This is a genomic window from Pseudomonas sp. GNP012, assembly GCF_054343835.1.
The window spans coordinates 1,276,938-1,298,253 of record NZ_JBTGUU010000001.1 but is presented as its reverse complement, the minus strand read 5'-3'; the positions used below and the strand labels follow the sequence as shown (position 1 = coordinate 1,298,253).

At 61.1% G+C, this 21,316-nt stretch carries 17 protein-coding genes; 9 read left to right on the top strand and 8 right to left on the bottom strand.

Annotated features, from left to right (window positions below):
* The first annotated feature begins 155 nt into the window (after positions 1–155).
* Both pcrP and ACXX83_RS05615 read left to right on the top strand, forming a co-directional pair.
* Positions 156–776 (top strand): HAD superfamily inactivated hydrolase PcrP, encoded by a 621-nt coding sequence (gene pcrP, locus ACXX83_RS05620; protein WP_217837695.1) that lies wholly within the window; start codon positions 156–158, stop codon positions 774–776.
* Between the two features lie 109 nt (positions 777–885).
* Positions 886–1,149, top strand: coding sequence for a DUF4404 family protein (locus ACXX83_RS05615; RefSeq protein WP_217837694.1), 264 nt, complete (start codon positions 886–888; stop codon positions 1,147–1,149).
* Between the two features lie 155 nt (positions 1,150–1,304).
* Here the strand turns inward: ACXX83_RS05615 and queF are convergent, their stop codons facing one another.
* Together queF and copI are read right to left on the bottom strand one after the other, a co-directional pair.
* Positions 1,305–2,135, bottom strand: a complete 831-nt coding sequence (gene queF, locus ACXX83_RS05610; RefSeq protein WP_458547770.1) for an NADPH-dependent 7-cyano-7-deazaguanine reductase QueF — start codon at positions 2,133–2,135, stop codon at positions 1,305–1,307.
* 61 nt (positions 2,136–2,196) lie between these two features.
* Positions 2,197–2,715 carry a copper-resistant cuproprotein CopI gene (gene copI, locus ACXX83_RS05605; protein ID WP_458547769.1) on the bottom strand — a complete coding sequence of 173 codons (519 nt, stop codon included), beginning with the start codon at positions 2,713–2,715 and terminating at the stop codon, positions 2,197–2,199.
* A gap of 155 nt (positions 2,716–2,870) precedes the next feature.
* Between copI and ACXX83_RS05600 the strand changes: the two genes are divergently transcribed.
* The gene (locus ACXX83_RS05600) at positions 2,871–3,551 is read left to right on the top strand and encodes a heavy metal response regulator transcription factor (RefSeq protein ID WP_015095939.1); all 681 of its coding nucleotides are present in this window, start codon (positions 2,871–2,873) and stop codon (positions 3,549–3,551) included.
* On the top strand, positions 3,551–4,900 hold the full coding sequence (locus ACXX83_RS05595) for a heavy metal sensor histidine kinase (RefSeq protein ID WP_458547768.1): 1,350 nt from the start codon (positions 3,551–3,553) through the stop codon (positions 4,898–4,900). Before ACXX83_RS05600 ends, ACXX83_RS05595 begins: the two co-directional genes overlap by 1 nt.
* Before the next feature lie 97 nt (positions 4,901–4,997).
* Here ACXX83_RS05595 and ACXX83_RS05590 read toward each other — a convergent pair whose 3' ends face one another.
* From ACXX83_RS05590 to ACXX83_RS05580, 3 genes are all read right to left on the bottom strand, one after another.
* Entirely contained in the window at positions 4,998–6,242 is a 1,245-nt protein-coding gene (locus ACXX83_RS05590) for a lipoprotein-releasing ABC transporter permease subunit (RefSeq protein ID WP_095965252.1), read from the bottom strand.
* A 63-nt stretch (positions 6,243–6,305) separates the two neighbouring features.
* On the bottom strand, positions 6,306–6,989 hold the full coding sequence (gene lolD / locus ACXX83_RS05585; protein WP_177323586.1) for a lipoprotein-releasing ABC transporter ATP-binding protein LolD: 684 nt from the start codon (positions 6,987–6,989) through the stop codon (positions 6,306–6,308).
* Positions 6,990–6,996: 7 nt separating this feature from the next.
* Complete coding sequence (locus ACXX83_RS05580; RefSeq protein WP_458547767.1) at positions 6,997–8,247, bottom strand: lipoprotein-releasing ABC transporter permease subunit; 1,251 nt, start codon at positions 8,245–8,247, stop codon at positions 6,997–6,999.
* 94 nt (positions 8,248–8,341) lie between these two features.
* Here ACXX83_RS05580 and ACXX83_RS05575 point away from each other — a divergent pair, with 94 nt between their 5' ends.
* Both ACXX83_RS05575 and ACXX83_RS05570 read left to right on the top strand, forming a co-directional pair.
* The gene (locus tag ACXX83_RS05575; protein WP_015095943.1) at positions 8,342–8,923 is read left to right on the top strand and encodes a PilZ domain-containing protein; all 582 of its coding nucleotides are present in this window, start codon (positions 8,342–8,344) and stop codon (positions 8,921–8,923) included.
* 14 nt (positions 8,924–8,937) lie between these two features.
* Positions 8,938–9,660, top strand: a complete 723-nt coding sequence (locus tag ACXX83_RS05570; protein WP_015095944.1) for a glycerophosphodiester phosphodiesterase — start codon at positions 8,938–8,940, stop codon at positions 9,658–9,660.
* A 42-nt stretch (positions 9,661–9,702) separates the two neighbouring features.
* Here the strand turns inward: ACXX83_RS05570 and sthA are convergent, their stop codons facing one another.
* The 3 genes from sthA to ACXX83_RS05555 form a co-directional block, all read right to left on the bottom strand.
* Positions 9,703–11,097, bottom strand: a complete 1,395-nt coding sequence (gene sthA, locus ACXX83_RS05565) for a Si-specific NAD(P)(+) transhydrogenase (RefSeq protein WP_458547766.1) — start codon at positions 11,095–11,097, stop codon at positions 9,703–9,705.
* Positions 11,098–11,304: 207 nt separating this feature from the next.
* Entirely contained in the window at positions 11,305–12,342 is a 1,038-nt protein-coding gene (locus tag ACXX83_RS05560; RefSeq protein ID WP_458547765.1) for an FAD:protein FMN transferase, read from the bottom strand.
* Between the two features lie 297 nt (positions 12,343–12,639).
* Positions 12,640–14,103, bottom strand: a complete 1,464-nt coding sequence (locus ACXX83_RS05555) for a glyceraldehyde-3-phosphate dehydrogenase (RefSeq protein WP_015095946.1) — start codon at positions 14,101–14,103, stop codon at positions 12,640–12,642.
* A 363-nt stretch (positions 14,104–14,466) separates the two neighbouring features.
* Between ACXX83_RS05555 and mfd the strand changes: the two genes are divergently transcribed.
* From mfd to ACXX83_RS05540, 3 genes are read left to right on the top strand one after another with little or no spacing between them, the layout of a single operon-like run.
* Entirely contained in the window at positions 14,467–17,916 is a 3,450-nt protein-coding gene (gene mfd, locus ACXX83_RS05550) for a transcription-repair coupling factor (RefSeq protein ID WP_126046419.1), read from the top strand.
* A gap of 10 nt (positions 17,917–17,926) precedes the next feature.
* The gene (locus ACXX83_RS05545) at positions 17,927–18,505 is read left to right on the top strand and encodes a CsiV family protein (RefSeq protein ID WP_015095948.1); all 579 of its coding nucleotides are present in this window, start codon (positions 17,927–17,929) and stop codon (positions 18,503–18,505) included.
* Between the two features lie 6 nt (positions 18,506–18,511).
* Positions 18,512–21,205, top strand: a complete 2,694-nt coding sequence (locus tag ACXX83_RS05540; protein ID WP_458547764.1) for an SNF2-related protein — start codon at positions 18,512–18,514, stop codon at positions 21,203–21,205.
* Positions 21,206–21,316: the final 111 nt, after the last annotated feature.

Sequence of the window (21,316 nt, the reverse complement as noted above, 5' to 3'; positions counted from 1 at the left end):
GGCAATAAGTGGGCAAGTATAAGACGTAAACGCCGTTTAAGGCACTTTGCACGCATCTTGCCGTAGGAATCGTGCGAACTGTGAGCGATTCACATCCATGTCACTCAACTGTCACCGTCGCCCGGTAGCCTTCAGGCTATTTCAGGGACGTCCATATGCCGCTCGCCGAAGCCTTGCCCCAAACCGCACCCCGTCTGACCGCCGTACTGTTCGGCCTCAGTGGCTGCCTTGTGGATTTCGGCGCGCACACCCATCGCCACGCCAGCCACTCGGCCGAGCACGCAGAGTCCACACCCGGCGCACTGGACAGCCTGCTCAGTTTGCAGCGCCAGCAAATTCCCTGTGCCTGGCTTGATGAACTGCCCCCGGACCTGAGCCAGTCCCTGGCGGCTGCGCTGCCGGAATGGATCAAACCATCGCAACATCCAGCAACAATTAGCCCATGGCCCGCCCCGGATGCCTGCTGGCAAGCCTTGATGAGCCTGAACGTCGACCGACTCGACGGCTGTGTACTGGTGAGCGGTGAACCGCGCCTGCTGCAAGCGGGGCTTAATGCCGGGCTGTGGACCATCGGCCTGGCGTCCTGCGGTTCGCTGTGCGGGTTGGCGCCCCGGCAATGGCAAGCGTTGACCCAGCAGGAGCGCGACATCAAACGCGGCAAGGCCACGATGCAACTGTTCGGCCTGGGTGTGCATTCGGTGATCGATCACCTCGGTGAACTCGACACCTGCCTGGCAGACATCCAGTTGCGCCGGTTCAAAGGCGAAAAGCCCTGATCGAGATCATGCAGGTTAGACAGGAGTGGATTAATCTAAAGGTCAGCCATAGACCTTTGGCGGACCGCTGCGGTCTATGCCAGTGCCAATCGAGAGAAGGAAGAACGCCATGCCTGCCCGCGAACTGCAAGAACAGCTCAATACCCTGCGCGAGCAATTGGAACAGAATCCTCCACTGTCCGATATTGAACGGGAAGATCTGCGCGCACTGATGCAACAGATCGAACTTGAGCTTGAGCTCGAAACCAAGACCCAGGATTCCAGTATCGCCGACAACGTCAACCTCGCCGTCGAACGCTTCGAACTCGAACACCCTACCCTTGCCGGCACCCTGCGCAACATCGGGCAGGCCTTGGCCAACATGGGGATCTGAACCCTCCTGATGCAAAAACCCCGCTGGCGATGGCGGGGTTTTTTAATTTCCATGATCTGTGGGAGCGGGCTTGCTCGCGAAAGCGGTGGGTCAGTCAACATCATCGTTGAATGTGAAGCAGCCTTCGCGAGCAAGCCCGCTCCCACATTAAAGCGTTACTGGCGGACCAGGCGATGGTTCGGCAACTGCACCTCTTCAGTGCTGCGATACGGGTTGATATCCAGCCCGCCACGACGCACATAACGCGCGTACACCGTCAGTTTCTCCGGTTTCAACAACCGCTGCAGGTCGAGGAAGATCCGCTCCACGCACTGCTCATGGAAGTCCGAATGCTGACGGAAGCTGACGATGTACTCGAGCAGACTCGCGTGATCCAGCGCCGCACCCCGGTACTCCACTGCCACGCTGCCCCAGTCCGGCTGGCTGGTGACCGGGCAGTTGGACTTGAGCAAATGGCTGTGCACGCTCTCCTCGACGATGCGCGAATCATCGCAACGCAGCAGTTCCGGCCGTGGATGCTCGTAGTTGCTGACGCTGATATCCAGTTCGTCGATGCACACGCCCGGCAAGGCCACGACGCCTTCGCGCTCGACATCCTTGAGACTGCGAATGCGCACCCCCACCGGCTTGCCGGCAGCCGCCGACAAGTCCTTGGTCAGCGTCGCCTCGAGGCTCGCGGTGTCGACAAACGGCGTCTGGTTCAGGGAGTTGAGGTAGAGCTTGAACGATTTCGACTCGATGATATTCGGCGAATCCGCCGGAATGCTGAATTCGCCGATCGCCACCACCGGCTTGCCCGAAGGCAGCAGCCAGGACAGTTCGAAGCAGTTCCAGAAGTCCACGCCTTTATATGGCAGGGTTTCAGCCGTCAGGCCCAGCTCCGCCCACTTCGCGGTGCGCGGGATCGGGAACAGCAAGGACGGCGTGTAGGTGGCGATGTATTCGCTGGACTTGCCCAGCGGCGAGTGTTCGGCTGCGGGATGCATGGCGGAAACCTGACTGAAGAATCAGCGGATTCTATCAGCCTTTGCTCCCGCCTTTGAGTGCTTACTGACTGACAGTCAGTTTGCCGACCATACCGGCCTGATAATGACCGGGGATGTTGCAGGCAAACTCAAGGCCGGTGGCCTTGCTGAAGGTCCAGGTCAGCTCGGCGGTCTTGCCTGGCTCCACCAGCACGCTGTTGGGGTCGTCATGCTTCATGCCGTGATCCATTTTGCCGTGATCCATGCCGGCCATTTTGCCGTGGTCCATGGCCTTCATGCCGCTCTGTTGCATCTGCAACATTTCCTGCTGGTGCCTGGCGTGCATCGCCGCATCCCCCAGGTTGAACTCATGCAGCAACCGGCCTTTATTGACCAGCACGAAGCGCACGGTTTCTCCGGCCTTGATGTCGATGGCCTTCGGCGCGAAGGACATGTCCCCCATGACCACTTCGACATTGCGGGTCGCCTTGGCCGCCGGGGCCGGCTGGCCGAAATCGTAGGCATGCCCGCCGTCCGCCCACACCGGTGAGCTCAGCGCCAGCAAACACAGGATTTGCGCCAGGGATTTGCGTAAAAACATCGTCATACTCCAACAAGATAAGGCTCAGCATGAGGAAAACTCTAAACTGCTGCCACTGCCCGTAACCTGACAGCCAGATTACAACTTTGTCAGGTTGACCTGTATGAACGCTGCCCACGGTATAAAGCGTTCGTTCCACTTGCCATGAGTCGCCCATGAAACTGCTGATTGTCGAAGACCAACCGAAGACCGGCCACTACCTGCGTCAGGGTCTGGCCGAGGCCGGGTTCAACACGGAACTGGTGGCCGACGGCAGCACCGGCCAGCAACTGGCCCTCAGCGGCGAGTATGCCCTGCTGATTCTCGATGTGATGCTGCCCGGCCGCGATGGCTGGCAGATTCTGCAAGCCGTGCGCGGCGCCGGCCTGGACACGCCGGTACTTTTTCTGACAGCGCGCGACGCCGTGGAAGACAGGGTCCACGGCCTCGAACTGGGCGCCGATGACTATCTGGTCAAGCCGTTTGCGTTCTCCGAACTGCTGGCCCGGGTCCGCAGCCTGTTGCGTCGCGGTAGCGCCACGCCTCAGGAGACCAGCCTGCAACTGGCCGATTTGCGCCTGGACCTGATCCGTCGCCGGGTCGAACGCAGCGGCCAGCGGATCGACCTGACCGCCAAGGAGTTCGCCCTGCTGGAAATGCTCCTGCGCCGTCAGGGCGAAGTCCTGCCCAAGTCGCTGATTGCGTCCCAGGTCTGGGACATGAATTTCGACAGCGACACCAATGTCATCGAGGTGGCGATCCGCCGACTGCGCCTGAAGATCGATGATGAGTTCCCCAACAAGCTGATCCACACCGTGCGCGGCATGGGTTACGTGCTTGAAGAGCGCCCTGCCTGATGCGCCGTCTCTCCTTGAGCAGCCGCCTGGCGCTGTTGTTTGCCGCCTGCACCGCCGTGGTGTCGCTGTTCGCCGGGGTGCTGTTCAGCCGCGCCAGTGAGGCGCACTTTGTTGAGCTCGACCAGCAATTGCTGGGCGCCAAGCTGACGGGCCTGCGTCGGGCCCTGCACGACTTTCAATCGAGTAACAGCGAAGTGAAGCTGACGGAGGAACTGAGCCGACAGGCTGATCTGTCACTGCGTATCACCGGCAGCGACGGTCAGCGCTGGTATGACAGCTCGACAAACCTTCCGCTGCTGTTGCCGCGCCAGCCCGGATTGTCGACGGTGAGCCATGAAGGCATGGATTACCGCGTGCTGAATGCGCCGCTCGATGCGAACAAACCCGATTCACCGCAACTGACCCTGATGCTGGACATCACCCACCACCAGCACTTTCTGCAACGCATGCAGCATCTGATCTGGCTGACCGTCGGCCTGTCAGCCCTGGCCACCGCACTGCTGGGGGCATGGGCGGCGCGCAGCGGCTTGCGCCCGTTGCGGCGCATCAGTGCGGTCGCCAGCGGTGTTTCCGCGCAATCGCTGAACATGCGGTTGCCTGAAGAAAACATGCCACCGGAACTGGCGGAAATGGCCCACAACTTCAATGCCATGCTCGGACGCCTCGACGACTCTTTTCAGCGCCTGTCCGCGTTCTCTGCCGACATTGCCCACGAACTGCGCACCCCATTGTCGAACCTGCTGACCCACACCCAGGTCACCCTCACCCGCCCCCGCCCCATCGAGGACTACCGCGAAGCCCTGCACAGCAACCTCGAAGAACTGCAGTGGATGGCGCAACTGGTCAACGACATGCTGTATCTGGCCAAGGCTGACCATGGCCTGTTGATGCCCAAGCGCGAGACCTTGGAGCTGGGACACGAAGCGGATCTGCTGCTGGAGTTTTTTGCGCCGCTGGCAGAGGACGCTCAGGTGAAGTTGAGCCGTGACGGTAATGCGCGCATGGAAGGTGATCGCAGCATGTTGCGTCGGGCGCTTTCCAATTTGCTGGACAATGCGTTGCGGTTTACACCGATTGAGGGCGAGGTTCGGGTGCGGATTGTCGAGCAGCCGAAAGAATTGTGCCTGACCGTTGAAAATACGGGCCAACAGATTTCCGAAGATCTATTGCCGCGCCTGTTTGACCGGTTTTATCGGGCCGATCCTGCACGTCGCGAAGGCAGCAGTGAACATGCGGGGTTGGGGTTGGCGATTACGCAGTCAATCATTCGCGCCCACGGCGGGCAGATTCGTTGCGAATCGGAGAATGGATGGACGCGGTTTGTGATCGAGTTGCCAAGGGGGGATTGAGGCCGGCAGTTCCGACCTCTTCGCGAGCAAGCCCGCTCCCACAGGGGGACGCATTCCAATGTGGGAGCGGGCTTGCTCGCGAAAGCGGTGTAACGGCTTACGAATAGCGCAATGCGTGAGCCGGTTCGATCTTCGCCGCACGCCACGCCGGGTAAACGGTGGCGAGGAAGCTCAAGACAAACCCTGCCGAGCAGATCAGCACCACATCGCCGCCTTGCAGCTCGGACGGCAGGTTGCTGACGAAATACACGTCCGAACTGAAGATGTGCTGCCCGCTGACCCGCTCGATCCAGCCCACGATCTGGCTGACATTCAGCGCGGCAATCACGCCCAACACACCGCCAATCAGGGTGCCGACAATACCGATCACTGTGCCCTGCACCATGAAGATCGCCATGATCTGTCGCGGCGTGGCACCGATGGTGCGCAGGATCGCGATGTCTGCGCCCTTGTCGTTCACAACCATGATCAGGGTCGCGATGATGTTGAACGCCGCCACCGCGACGATCATCAGCAACAGCAGGCCGATCATGGTTTTTTCCATCTTCATCGCACTGAACAGGCTGCCCTGGGTGTGGGTCCAGTCGTCAGCCTTGTAGGCGGCACCGAGCCCCGTGGCGATGTCGCTCGACACTTGCGGTGCGGCGTACAGGTCCTTCACCGCCAGGCGCACGCTCTGCACCTGATCCGGCTCCCAATGCTGCATCTGCGCGGCATCGGCCATGTGGATCAGGGCCATGGTGCCATCGAGCTCGGCACCGACCTTGAACACGCCGACCACATTCAGCCGCTGCATGCGTGGGGTAATGCCGCCCGGCGCATTGCTGACTTCCGGCACGATGAGGGTGATCCTGTCGCCGACGTTCAGGCGGAAGCGCCGGGCCGTGATCTCGCCGATCACCACGCCGAATTCGCCCGGCTTCAGGGCCTCGAGACTGCCCTGGACGATGTGCTTGGCGACGATCGACACCTGGCCTTCCAGCGCCGGGTCGACACCGCTGACCTGGATGGGCTGCATCGTGCCCTTGTAGGACAGCATGCCTTCCATCTCGGTGAACGGCACCGCCGCCGTCACTTCCGGGTTTTTCATCGCGGCCGCTGCCACGGGCTTCCAGTCATCAATCGGGTTGACGCCGACGATGGTGGCATGAGGCACCATGCCGAGGATGCGCGAGCTCATTTCGCGCTGGAAGCCGTTCATCACCGACAACACCACGATCATCGCGAGCACGCCCAGGGCGAGGCCGATCATCGAGGTCATCGAGATGAAGGAAACAAAGCGATTACGACGCTTGGCGCGGGTATAGCGCGTGCCGATAAAGATCGATAACGGTCTGAACATTCGCTGGGGCACCGTATAAAAATAAAAGACCCGACGCCTTTCCAGGCATCGGGTTGCAGCCAATCAGATGGGCGTGAGGCAACCTTCCTGCAGGTGCAGGACTCGGTCCATCTGGCGGGCCAGGTTCATGTCGTGGGTCACCACCAGGAACGCCGTGCGCATCGAGGTGCTGAGTTCCAGCATCAAGTCCTGAATGCCCTGGGCGGTGTGGGCGTCGAGGTTGCCGGTCGGCTCGTCGAGCATCACCAGGCCCGGTGTGTTGACCAGGGCGCGGGCGATGGCCACGCGCTGACGCTCACCACCAGATAATTCGGCCGGTTTGTGTTCCAACCGGTGGCCCAGCCCTACCCGCTCCAGCAACGCCGTGGCACGCTGGCGCGCTTCGGGGATCGCGGTCTTGCCGATCAGCAGCGGCATGCAGACGTTTTCCAGCGCGGTGAATTCCGGCAGCAGGTGGTGGAACTGGTACACGAAGCCCAGGGCTCGGTTACGCAGCAGGCCGCGCTTCTTCTCGCTCAGCGCCGACAGTTCTTCGCCATCGAGCCAGACGCTGCCCTTGGTCGGCGTATCGAGGCCGCCCAACAGGTTGAGCAAGGTGCTTTTGCCCGAGCCCGACTTGCCGACAATCGCCACACGCTCGCCCGGATGCATTTCCAGTTGCAGCCCGGCCAGGACCTCTACCGACTCCGGACCTTCCTCGTAGGATTTGCCCAGGTTGCGGCAGCTCAAGATTGCTTTATCACTCATGCCCGACTCACTCATAACGTAGCGCCTCCGCAGGCTGGGTGCGCGCGGCACGCCAGGCTGGATACAGGGTGGCGAGGAAACTCAGGATCAACGCGGCGGCGCAGACCATGACAACGTCCTGGCTCTGCACTTGCGACGGCAGGTAATCGATGAAGTACACGTCGGCGTTGAGGAATTTGTGGCCGATCAGGCCTTCGAGGGCCGAGATCGCGGCACTGACATTCAGCGCGGCGAAGATCCCGACCACGGCGCCGATCGCGGTACCGACCACGCCGATCACCGTGCCCTGCACCATGAAGGTGCGCATGATCGTGCCCGGCGTGGCGCCCAGTGTGCGCAGGATCGCGATGTCACCCTTCTTGTCGTTCACCACCATCACCAGTGTGGAAATGATGTTGAACGCCGCGACGGCAACGATCAGCAGCAGCAACAGGCCGATCATGGCTTTTTCCATGCGGATCGCCTGGTACAGGTTGCCGTGGGTGCGGGTCCAGTCGCGGGCGTAGAAGCGGTCTTCGCCGAGGTCGCGGGCGATGCTCCACGCGGTACGCGGCGCCTGGAACAGGTCGTCGAACTTCAGGCGCAAGCCCTGGACCTGATCCGGTTTCCAGCGATGCAGCCGGGCCAGGTCCTGCAGGTTGGTGACGCCCAGGTAGCCATCGAGCTCACCGGCGCCGACATGGAAAATGCCGACCACGGTAAAGCGCTTCATGCGCGGGAACATCCCGGCCGGGGTCACGGTGACCTCCGGCGCGACGAAAGTCAGCTTGTCGCCGATTGCCGCACCGAGCTTGGCCGCGGCCTTGTCGCCGATAACGATGCCGAACTCGCCCGGCACCAGGTCGTCGAGTTTGCCCTGGGTCATGAAGTGATCGATGATCGACACCTGGCGCTCTTGCGCCGGGTCGATGGCATTGAGCAGGACCTTCGAGACCTTGCCGTTATTGGTCAGCAACCCCTGCATTTGCGTAAACGGCGCCACGGCCGTCACTTGCGGGTTCTGCCTGACCCTGGCCGCCAGGCTTTGCCAATCGCTGATCGGCTCGCCGGACTCGATGGTCGCGTGGGGCACCATGCCCAGCACGCGGGTGCGCATCTCATGATCGAAGCCGTTCATCACCGACAGCACCACGATCATCACGACCACGCCAAGGGCGAGCCCGATCATCGAAGTCAGGGAAATGAATGACACAAAATGATTGCGACGCTTTGCACGGGTGTAACGCGTGCCGATAAATACGAAGAGAGGTCTGAACATGTCGGGGCTTGTTCGGAGGGAAAAGGAACGTCCTTGTGGCGGGGGTCGATAACCAGCTTTACACTCAGACCACCGCCGCTACCATGGGTTCGCCATGTCGACATTAGATGAAGAAGATCGCCGCGAATACTACCGTATCGAGGATACGATCGCACTGGAAATTCGGCCCCTGTCCGCTTCTGAAGCCGCAGACCAGGAAGTGTTGCAGGATGCTTCCCCCCTCTTCAACCTGCTCAGCGAACTGCACCTAAGTGAATTCGAGTCGCAGCACCTGTTGCGCCAGATCAATGAGCGCGACCGCAACATTGCGGCATTCTTGAAATCACAGAACAAACGCATCGATCTGCTGAGCCAGGTGATCGCCATCACCGTGCTCGGGCAGATCGGCGAACCGCAGCCGGTGATCATCTCCGAAGGCGGCATCGACTTTCAGCATCCATCGCCCATCGCCGCTGGCGCACACCTGTCGGTCAAGCTGGTGTTGATGCCGCAAGCCCTGGGCCTGCTGCTGCGCGCCCGCGTCACCCATTGCGACCGCAAGGGCGATGGCTATGACGTTGGCACCGAGTTCGAACACCTGACCGACGCCCAGCGCCAACTGTTGGCCCGCCACATCTTGCAGAAGCAGGCCCAGGTACGACGCCTGGCCCGCGAACAACTCGAATCAGGCAATTAATTTAAGGAAGAACCGTGACCCTCATCTACGGCCATCGCGGCGCCAAGGGCGAAGCACCGGAAAACACCCTGACCAGCTTTCAGGAATGTCTCAAGCACGGCGTGCGTCGCTGCGAACTGGACCTGCACCTGTCCAGGGACGGCGAGTTGATGGTCATCCACGACCCGACCCTCAAGCGCACCACGGACCGTCGCGGCAAGGTCGTCGAACACACGGCGGCCGAGCTTGTGACCTATGACGCGCGCAAGGGTGGCCCGGGCTGGATCAAGCCGTGCCCGATTCCGACGCTGGAAGAACTGTTCGAGAAGTGCGACTTCGATCACTGGCAGCTGGAAGTCAAGAGCGCATCACGGATGCGTGCCGCGACCACCGTGTTGGCGATTCGCGAAATGGTCCAGCGTCATGGCCTGATGGACAAGGTGACCATCACCTCGAGCTCCCGTGAAGTGCTAAAGGCAGCATTGGAGCTGGTGCCGGACGTGTCCCGCGGACTGGTGGCCGAATACGCTTGGCTCGACCCGCTGAAGGTCGCGGCCAGTTATGGCTGTGAGATTCTGGCGCTGAACTGGACCCTGTGTACGCCGGAACGCCTGCAAAAGGCGCAGCGTCAGGGGTTGCATGTGTCGGTGTGGACCGTCAACGAGCCTGCGTTGATGCGCAGACTCGCCGACTTCGGCGTTGACAGCCTGATTACAGACTTTCCCGGTTTGGCCAGCGCCACGCTCGAGAATTGCTGAAATCGGTCTCCCCGGCCGGCTCAGGCCACCGGCCGGAGCCGCTCAAAAAAGCCGGTTGAGGCCGTCGTACGCCGCGACCCGATAGGCTTCGGCCATGGTCGGGTAGTTGAACGTGGTGTTGACGAAATACTTCAGCGTGTTCTGTTCGCCCGGCTGGTTCATGATCGCCTGACCGATGTGCACGATCTCCGATGCCTGATAACCGAAGCAGTGAACGCCCAGCACTTCCAGGGTTTCACGGTGGAACAGGATCTTCAGCATGCCTTGCGGCTCGCCGGCAATCTGCGCCCGCGCCATGCTCTTGAAGAACGCCTTGCCGACTTCGTACGGCACTTTGCCCTGGGTCAGCTCCTGCTCGTTCTTGCCGATCGAACTGATCTCCGGAATGGTGTAGATGCCGGTCGGCACGTCATTGACGAAACGCCAGCTGCCGTTATCAACGATGCTGCCAGCGGCCGAGCGACCTTGGTCGTGGGCGGCACTGGCCAGGCTCGGCCAGCCGATCACGTCGCCGGCGCCATAGATGTTCGGCACGCAGGTGCGATACGCCTCGTCGACTTCGATCTGGCCACGGCTGTTGACCTTCACGCCGATGTTTTCCAGACCCAACTGATCGGTGTTGCCGGTACGGCCGTTGCACCAGAGCAAGGCGTCGGCCTTGATCTTCTTGCCGGACTTGAGGTGCAGGATCACGCCATTGTCCACGCCTTCGACGCGGTCATACTCTTCGTTGTGGCGAACGGTGATGTTGTTGTTGCTGAAGTGATAGCTCAGGGCCTGGGAAATTTCCGAGTCCAGGAAGCTCAGCAACTGACCACGGTTGTCCACCAGTTCGACCAACACACCCAGCCCGCTGAAGATCGAGGCGTATTCGCAACCGATCACGCCTGCGCCGTAAACGATGAGTTTGCGCGGGGTGTGGCCGAGGCTCAGGATGGTGTCGCTATCGTAGATACGCGGGTGGTGGAAATCGATGTCCGCCGGGCGATACGGACGCGAACCGGTGGCGATGATGATGTGCTTGGCCACCAGTTTCTCGACCACGCCGTTGGCGCAGACCACTTCGATGGTTTGCTCGTCGGCGAAACTGCCGGTGCCGAAGAACACGTCGACGCGGTTGCGGGCGTAGTAGCCGGTACGCGAAGCGACTTGCTTGGAGATGACTTTCTCGGCGCTTTTCAACACGTCCGGGAACGAGAACCAGCGCGGCTCACCAATGGCCCGGAACATCGGGTTGGTGTTGAACTGCATGATCTGCCGCACCGAGTGACGTAGTGCCTTGGAAGGGATGGTGCCCAAGTGAGTGCAGTTGCCGCCGACCTGGCGACGGCTATCGACCATCGCCACCTTGCGCCCTGCCTTGGCGGCGTTCATTGCCGCGCCTTCCCCCGCCGGGCCGGAACCCAACACCACCACGTCGTAGTTGTAGACAGCCATGCGTACTCCTCAGAACAGGCCGCGGCACCCTCGGCACCTGCGGCTAAATCACGCCAATCTATGGCATGAAGGAACAATTTGGGGCCAGTGCAGAACCCGGACACAGTCTATAGAAGCGTCAACGCCGGGCACATTAACCCTTGGTCGCGTCGTAGGCTACTTTTGCCTGCACTACAACGCCAGTTTTCAATGCTCAAATCGCCACAATCACTCGGTTTTCTTGCCACTGAGGCGCTCAAAAGCGTGACTGCTGCGTGTGACGAAACCTGTATCGGCACGAATCACAAAAAATGCGCCGATATCGTGTTTTTCCGCGTAGTCCCAACCGCGTTCCGGGCCGAGAATCAGCAACAGCGTCGATAAGCCATCGGCCATCAACGCTGAAGGATGAATGACCGTGACGGACGCCAGAGCGTGTGAGACCGGCGCACCGGTGCGGGCATCGAAGGTGTGGGAAAAACGCTGGCCGCCCTGCGCGAAATAATTCCGGTAGTCGCCGGAAGTTGAAAGGCCATAACCGTCGACCACAATGACGCGCTCAGCCACCTGCCGATCATCCCGCGGCTCTTCCAGTGCAATGCGCCATGGCGAACCGTCGGGTTTCCTGCCAGCCGCCTTGAGCTCGCCTGTCGCCTCGGCGAGGTAGTCGTGGATGCCCATCGCCTCGAGTTTTGCGGCAATCGTGTCCACCGCATAACCGGCGGCGATGCTGTTGAAATCGACCTCGACGGCGGCGTCCTTGCACAAATTGTCGCCTTCGATGCGCAAGTGCTGGTGGCCGACGCGCTGGCGGGCTTCAGCGAGCGCTTCGGCGACCGGGACCTTCTCCTCCCGTGCCTGCGGACCAAACCCCCAGAGGTTCAGCAACGGCTCCACTGTCAGGTCGTAGGAACCATCGCTTTGCACTGACAGTTGCTCGCCCACGCGGACCAACTCTAGGATCGACGCCGGCATTGCCTGACAGCGGTTGGCCGGCAACGCGTTGAAGCGCTCGATGTCCGAGTCGCTGCGGTAGGTCGACATTTGCAGGTCCACGTCAGCGAGGATTTGCTCGACCTGGACACGGACTTCGTCCGACGCCGGAAGGCCGGCATGGCGTACGTACTTGATCGAATAAGTGCTGCCCATGGTCGGGCCGCCGAAGCTTTCGAGGGCGTCGTTGTTGCCACAGCCTGATAGTGCGCCGAGTAGCAAACATGCCACCCCCTGCCACCTGATCAACAATTCCCGAGCTCCCCAATACATCCCCTGACACGCCGCCAAGGCCAGCCATTATGCGATAGAACTGTGGGAGCGGGCTTGCTCGCGAAGAGGCCGGCACACTCAACAGAGATGTCGACTGATCCACCGCTTTCGCGAGCAAGCCCGCTCCCACAATTTTGATCTTCAGTGACCGCCAATCCCACGGCCGGCCACAATCCCTGTGGGCGCGGGCTTGCCTGCGAAGTGGCCAGGCCGAACAACACACCCATCAACAGCCAAAAGCAGCACAAACAAAAACGCCCCGACCAAAGTCGGGGCGTTTTCATGTGCAGCTAAGGCTTAGCGCGGGAATGCTGGCGGGTTTACACCGGCCATGTCTTCCATCACGCGAACCACCTGGCAGCTATAACCGAACTCGTTGTCGTACCAAACGTACAGCACAACGCGGTTATCCTGGGTGATGGTCGCTTCAGCGTCCACTACGCCTGCGTGGCGCGAGCCAACGAAGTCGGTGGAAACCACTTCCTGGGAGCTCACGTAGTCGATCTGCTTGTGCAGATCCGAGTGCATGGCCATCTGGCGCAGGTACTCGTTGATCTCTTCGCGAGTGGTGGCCTTTTCCAGGTTCAGGTTCAGGATGGCCATCGACACGTTCGGCGTAGGAACGCGAATCGCGTTGCCGGTCAGCTTGCCCTTGAGCACTGGCAGCGCCTTGGCGGCTGCGGTGGCGGCACCGGTCTCGGTGATTACCATGTTCAGCGGCGCGGCGCGGCCACGACGGCTGCCCTTGTGGAAGTTGTCGATCAGGTTCTGGTCGTTGGTGAACGAGTGAACAGTTTCGACGTGACCGTTGACGATGCCGTACTTGTCGTTGACTGCCTTGAGCACCGGCACGATGGCGTTGGTGGTGCAGGAAGCCGCCGAGATGATCTTGTCGTCAGGGGTGATGTCGCCGTGGTTGATGCCGTGCACGATGTTCTTCAGCGCGCCCTTGCCAGGTGCGGTGAGGATCACGCGGGCAGCGCCCGGGCAGGCCAGGTGCTGGCCCAGGCCGTCGGCGTCACGCCATACACCGGTGTTGTCGACGATCAGAGCGTTTTCGATGCCGTACTGGGTGTAGTCGACTTCGGTCGGGCTCTTGGCGTAGATAACCTGGATCAGGTTGCCGTTGGCGGTGATGGTGTTGTTGGCTTCATCGATGGTGATGGTGCCATCGAACGGACCATGCACCGAGTCACGACGCAGCAGGCTGGCGCGCTTGACCAGGTCGTTCTCGGCGCCCTTGCGGACAACGATGGCACGCAGGCGCAGGCCGTCGCCGCCACCGGTTTTCTCGATCAGGATGCGCGCCAGCAGACGGCCGATACGACCGAAGCCGTAGAGGACAACGTCGGTGCCTTTGCGGGCCGATGCGTTTTGCTGGCCAACCACGTCGGCCAGTTCTTCACGGACGAACTGCTCTGCAGTACGGCCATTGCCTTCGGCCTTGAATTTGGCCGCCAGCTTGCCCAGGTCCACCGAGGCGGCACCGAGCTTGAGTTCGCTCATTGCCTTGATCAGCGGGAATGTTTCGTGGACGGACAGCTCGCTTTCGTCGGACTGACGGTGACGAGCAAAGCGGTGAGCTTTGAGAATCGCAATGACTGAACGATTGATCAGGCTGCGGCCATAGATCGAGCTCACCACGTTGTTATTGCGGTAGAGCTGACCGATAAGCGGAATCATCGCTTCTGCGAGTGCTTCACGGTCGATCCATTCACCAAGACACTGGTCGGGCTTCTGAGTCACGGGAACCTTCCACATGTAGGGGCAGAAAAAAGGGGCTACATTATGCCGCCGAGTGACAGCCGTAGCAATGCGCGCCCGTCGTGCTTTACGTAACAATTCGTCGTTCAAAAAAATTGCGCCTCGCGCAAACCCAATAAAACCGGGGCTTTCAGCGCAGTCAATTTTTTGGAGGTCACGCTACCTTATCCGTAACCCTCCGTAACACTCGTTGTATTTGCCACTACATATTCAATAATTTCCGGCAAATAACCGCCGAATTTTGTCTTTACCACTACATTTCACCAAACCCGTGCTTTAGACACAGTCAGCAACTGACAGGCGGCATCCTGGACCGCTACAATTACCGACTTTGTCGCAACGCTTGGAGCTCAACCTTCCGTGCCCGTTCTGCGTCTACCGCTTCTCCCTGCCTCGGCAGGTAAACAGCACTGGGGCAACCTGCCCGGTGCCGCCCTGAGCCTGGCCATTGCCGAGGCCGCCAGCGCTGCCAAGCGCTTTACCCTGCTGCTGACCGCCGACAGCCAAAGTGCCGAACGGCTGGAACAGGAGCTGGGTTTCTTCGCCCCGGATTTGCCCGTACTGCACTTTCCCGACTGGGAAACCCTGCCCTACGACCTGTTCTCGCCGCACCAGGACATCATTTCCCAGCGCATCGCCAGCCTGTACCGGTTGCCGGAACTGAGCCATGGCGTACTGGTGGTGCCGATCACGACCGCCCTGCATCGCCTGGCACCGACCAAATTCCTGCTCGGCAGCAGCCTGGTGCTGGACATCGGCCAGAAACTCGACGTCGAGCAAATGCGCACCCGGCTTGAAGCCACGGGTTATCGCTACGTCGATACGGTGTATGAACACGGTGAGTTCACCGTTCGCGGCTCGCTGATCGATCTGTTCCCGATGGGCAGCAAGTTGCCGTATCGCATCGACCTGTTCGACGACGAAATCGAAACCCTGCGCACCTTCGACCCGGAGAACCAACGCTCGATCGACAAAGTCGACTCGGTCAAGCTGTTGCCGGCCAAGGAGTTCCCGCTACAGAAAGAAGCGGTCACCCGTTTCAAGGCGCGCTTCCGTGAGCGTTTTGACGTCGACTTCCGCCGCTGCCCGATTTTCCAGGATTTGAGCAGCGGGATTACCCCGGCCGGCATCGAGTACTACCTGCCGCTGTTCTTCGAGGAAACCTCGACGCTGTTCGATTACTTGCCCCAAGACACGCAAGTGTTTTCCCTGCCGGGCATCGAGCAAGCCGCGGAAAACTTCTGGAACGACGTGCGCAATCGCTATGAAGAACGCCGTGTCGACCCGTCCCGTCCTTTATTGCCGCCCGCCGAACTGTTCCTGCCGGTAGAGGATTGCTTTGCCCGCCTCAAAAACTGGCCACGGGTGGTCGCCAGCCAGCAGGACGTGGAGCCCGGCGTCGGCCGCGAACGCTTCCCCGCGCGGGAACTGCCGAACCTGGCCATCGAAGCCAAGGCCACCCAGCCGCTGGCGGCGTTGGCCGGTTTCCTCGACGAGTTTCCCGGTCGCGTGCTGTTTACCGCCGAATCCGCAGGCCGTCGCGAAGTGCTGCTGGAACTGCTGGAACGCCTGAAGCTGCGACCGAAAACCGTCGACAGCTGGCCAGATTTCGTCGCTGGCAAAGACCGCCTGGCGATCACTATCGCGCCGCTGGATGAAGGCCTGGTACTGGACGATCCAGCCCTGGCCCTGGTTGCCGAAAGCCCGCTGTTCGGCCAGCGCGTGATGCAGCGCCGTCGCCGGGAAAAACGCGCCGATGCCAACAACGACGCGGTCATCAAGAACCTCACCGAGCTGCGCGAAGGTGCGCCGGTGGTGCACATTGACCACGGTGTCGGCCGTTACCTGGGCCTGGCCACCCTGGAAATCGACAACCAGACCGCCGAATTCCTTGCCCTGGAATATGCCGAAGGCGCCAAGCTTTACGTGCCGGTGGCCAACCTGCACCTGATCGCCCGCTACACCGGCAGCGACGATGCCCTGGCCCCGCTGCACCGCCTCGGTTCCGAGACCTGGCAGAAAGCCAAGCGCAAAGCCGCCGAACAGGTGCGCGACGTGGCCGCCGAATTGCTCGACATCTATGCACGCCGCGCCGCCCGTGAAGGCTATGCCTTCGCCGACCCGAAAGCCGACTACGCCACCTTCAGCGCCGGTTTCCCGTTCGAAGAAACCCCGGATCAGCAAACCACCATCGAGGCGGTGCGCGAAGACATGCTCGCGCCCAAGCCAATGGATCGCCTGGTGTGCGGCGACGTCGGCTTCGGCAAGACTGAAGTGGCGATGCGCGCCGCGTTCATCGCGGTGCATGGAGGTCGCCAGGTGGCGATCCTGGTGCCGACCACCCTGCTCGCCCAGCAGCATTACAACAGCTTCCGCGACCGCTTCGCCGACTGGCCGGTGACCGTGGAAGTGATGAGCCGCTTCAAGTCGGCCAAGGAAGTGAATGCCGCCGTCGCCGATCTGGCCGAAGGCAAGATCGACATCGTCATCGGCACGCACAAGCTGCTGCAGGACGACGTGAAGATCAAAAACCTGGGCCTTGTGATCATCGACGAGGAACACCGTTTCGGCGTGCGCCAGAAAGAACAGCTCAAGGCCCTGCGCAGCGAAGTCGACATCCTGACCCTGACCGCCACGCCAATTCCGCGCACGCTGAACATGGCGGTGTCGGGCATGCGTGACCTGTCGATCATCGCCACCCCGCCGGCCCGCCGCCTGTCGGTACGCACCTTCGTCATGGAGCAGAACAAGAGCACGGTCAAAGAGGCCTTGCTGCGTGAGTTGCTGCGTGGCGGCCAGGTCTATTACCTGCACAACGACGTGAAGACCATCGAGAAATGCGCCGCTGACCTCGCCGAACTGGTACCGGAAGCACGGATCGGCATCGGTCACGGGCAGATGCGCGAGCGCGAACTCGAACAGGTGATGAGCGACTTCTACCACAAGCGCTTCAACGTGCTGATCGCCTCGACCATCATCGAGACCGGCATCGACGTACCGAGCGCCAACACCATCATCATCGAGCGTGCCGACAAGTTCGGCCTGGCCCAGCTGCACCAGCTGCGCGGCCGGGTCGGGCGCAGTCACCACCAGGCCTACGCCTACCTGCTGACGCCACCGCGCCAGCAAATCACGCCGGACGCGGAAAAGCGCCTGGAAGCGATCGCCAACACCCAGGACCTCGGCGCGGGCTTCGTGCTCGCTACCAACGACCTGGAAATCCGTGGTGCCGGCGAACTGCTCGGTGACGGTCAGAGCGGGCAGATCCAGGCGGTCGGCTTTACGCTGTACATGGAAATGCTCGAGCGCGCGGTGAAGTCGATCCGCAAGGGCGAGCAGCCGAACCTCGATCAACCGCTCGGCGGTGGGCCTGAAGTCAACCTGCGGGTACCGGCACTGATTCCGGAAGACTACCTGCCGGATGTCCACGCCCGCCTGATTCTCTACAAGCGCATTGCCTCGGCCACCGATGAGGACGGTCTCAAGGATTTGCAGGTGGAGATGATCGATCGTTTCGGCCTGTTGCCGGAACCGACCAAGAACCTGATCCGCATCACTGCATTGAAGTTGCAGGCCGAGCAACTGGGCATCAAGAAAGTCGACGGCGGCCCGCAAGGCGGTCGCGTCGAGTTCGCGGCGCAGACGCCGGTCGACCCGCTGACCCTGATCAAGCTGATCCAGAGCCAGCCAAAACGCTACAAATTCGAAGGGGCCACGATGTTCAAGTTCATGGTTCCGATGGAGCGCCCGGAAGAGCGCTTTAATACTGTAGAGGCGCTGTTCGAGCGCCTCGTTCCGAAAACTGCTTGAAGGACGCCGCATGCGCCTGTTCCGCTCACTGACCCTGCTGACCCTTTTGATGCCAGCGCTGGCCGCCCCCACGGCATCTGCCGATGACCTGTATCAGGTCGAAATGATTCTGGTCCGGCAAAACGCCGTGCCGGCGATTGTCAGCCGCGCCGCACCGGAAGACTGGGCTGCTGGCGCCCAACCCGTCAGCCCCGACAGCCTGCGTACGCCAAGCCTGAATGGCGAGGTGGAAAAACTCACCAGCAGCGCCGACTACACGGTATTGCTGCACAAGGCCTGGCAACAGACGCTCGGCGAAAACGCCAGCAAAGTGGCGATCAGCGACGGCAAGGAACAATATGGTCAGTTCCCGATCGAGGGCACGCTGAGCATGAAACTGGGACGTTTTACCGACGTCGACGCCGATTTCTGGGTCAATCAGATCGATGCCAATGGCATGGTGACTGCCAGCGAGCGCTTGAAACAGGAAAGCCACACCAAGAACGGCCAGTTGAACTTCCTCGACAACGGCCACCTCGGCCTGCTGATCAAGATCACTTCGCTGACCGCCCCCGCCCCCCGAGCAGCTCCCGAAGAAATTCCGGACTGATTCCCTATGTCCGCGACCCTGAGCAAACCCCTGGCACCATCCTGGGTCAGCCGATTCAAGGAACAGAGCCTGGAGCGTGGTCGCCGTTACGCGCTGGAGAATCGTGTCAGGATCGTCGAGGCCGGCGACGCAACCATCGTCGCCGCCTGCGAAGGCTCGGGCGGTAACGTTTACCGTCAGACCATTCGCCTGCGCGAGTCAGCCAAAGGCACGCTGCTGATGGTCGACGCCATCTGCTCCTGCCCGGTCCACAACAACTGCAAACATTGCGCAGCGGTGCTCCTGCAAGTGCAGGAAACCCTCGACTACCCCGCTGCCGCCAAAGACGCCGAACTCCTGGAAAAACTCCAGGCCGTCCTGGAAAACCGCAGCCCGAAAGCCCCGCCGCAAGTGCTGGTGGACAATGTGCAGCCGGTTCCGCGCCTGTGGCTGGCCAGCATCGAGTTCAGCGCCTTCGAACCGCGCAACGGCCGGATGCAGCGTTACATCCAGCATCGCGCGGCGCTGTCCTTCAGCTATCTGGACGAGTACGTCTCCGGACAGAAAAACACCGATATCCTGATTCGCCAGGAAACCCAGACGCTGCGGATAAAACGCCACCCGGAAGTGGAACAGTCCTACCGGGAACAGTTGAGAATCCTCGGCTTCAAAGTCGCTACCCGGCAAAGCAAGGCCTTGCCGGAAAGTGCCGGCGAGCTGTTCGAAATGGTCAATGACAGCGCCTGGCTGACCTTTACCCTCAATGAACTGCCGAAGTTGCGCACCCAGGGCTGGGAATTGCAGATCGACGAGGACTTCGGGTTCGACCTGACGGCGGTAGATGACTGGTACGCCACGGTCGAACAGGCTCCGGAGCGCGACTGGTTCGACCTGGAACTGGGGATCATCGTCAACGGCGAGCGCTTGAGCCTGCTGCCGATCCTGCTCAACCTGATGCGCTCCCACACCGAAATCCTCAACCCGGAGCGCCTTGCCCGACGCCGCGACGACGAGTTGATCCTGGTCAACATCCCCCATCGCCCGAACTCCGAGCACGGCCCGCTGCAAGTCGCCCTGCCCTTTGGCCGCTTGAAACCGGTGCTGGCCACCCTCGGCGAGTTCTACCTGCAGGAACCCGGTGACACCACGCTGCGCCTGAGCAAGGCCGATGCCACGCGCCTGAATCCGCTGGAAGACATGCCACTGCTCTGGGAGGGTGGCGAACAGATCCGCACCTTTGCCCAGCGCCTGCGTGACATCAAGGACCACACGGCCGCCGCCCCCGAAGGTTTGAATGCGACCCTGCGCCCGTATCAGCTTGAGGGCTTGAGCTGGATGCAATCGCTGCGGCAGCTGGAAGTGGGTGGCATTCTCGCCGACGACATGGGCCTGGGCAAAACCCTGCAGACACTGGCGCACGTACTGAGCGAGAAAAACGCCGGCCGTCTCGATCGGCCGTGCATGGTGGTGATGCCGACCAGCCTGATTCCCAACTGGCTCGACGAAGCAGCGCACTTTACGCCGCAGCTCAAGGTACTGGCGCTGTACGGTGCCAGCCGCAAAAAACACTTCGACAAGCTGGCTGACTACGACCTGATCCTGACCACCTATGCGCTGTTGCCCAAGGATGTCGAGCGTCTGGCGGCGCAGCCCTTGCACATACTGGTGCTGGATGAAGCGCAGTACATCAAGAATCCGACCAGCAAGGCCGCCCAGGCTGCCCGCGAGCTCAATGCCCGGCAGCGCCTGTGCCTGAGCGGCACGCCACTGGAAAACCATCTCGGCGAACTCTGGTCACTGTTTCACTTCCTCTTGCCCGGCTGGCTCGGTGACGTCAAAAGCTTCAACCGCGATTACCGCGTACCGATTGAAAAACGCACCAGCGAGGTCCGGCTTCAGCACCTCAACGGCCGGATCAAACCCTTCCTGCTGCGCCGCACCAAGGAACAGGTGGCCACTGAGTTGCCGCCGAAAACCGAGATCATCCACTGGGTCGAACTCAACGAGGCCCAGCGTGACGTTTACGAAACCATGCGCCTGGCCATGGACAAGAAAGTCCGCGACGAGATCACCCGCAAAGGCGTAGCCCGCAGCCAGATCATCATTCTCGAAGCGCTGCTGAAACTGCGTCAGGTGTGCTGCGATTTGCGCCTGGTCAACGAGGCGACCCTGCCAAGCCGTGGCAGCACCTCGGGCAAACTCGACAGCCTGATGGAAATGCTCGAGGAATTGTTCGAGGAAGGTCGGCGGATCCTGCTGTTCTCGCAGTTCACTTCAATGTTGTCGCTGATTGAGGATGAGCTGAACAAGCGTGGAATCGCCTACGCCCTGCTGACCGGCCAGACCCGCGACCGCCGCACTCCGGTGAAGGAATTCCAGAGTGGCAAGCGTCAGATATTTCTGATCAGCCTGAAGGCTGGTGGCGTTGGCCTGAACCTGACTGAAGCGGACACGGTGATTCATTACGACCCGTGGTGGAACCCGGCGACTGAAAACCAGGCGACCGACCGGGCGTATCGCATTGGCCAGGAGAAGCCCGTGTTCGTTTACAAACTGATTGCGCGCGGCACGGTGGAAGAGAAGATCCAGCACCTGCAGAAGGAAAAATCCGACCTCGCGGCCGGCGTGCTGGATGGGCGCAAGGCCGGAGACTGGAAACTGCAGAATGATGATATCGAGGCGCTGTTTGCGCCGTTGCCGGAAAATCTCGGAAAACGTTGAGATATGCGGCGCTTATTCGTCCGCTATCGCGAGCAAGCTCGCTCCCACAATGACCGCGTCGAACACAAACTCTACGAACGCCACTAAACCTGTGGGAGCGAGCTTGCTCGC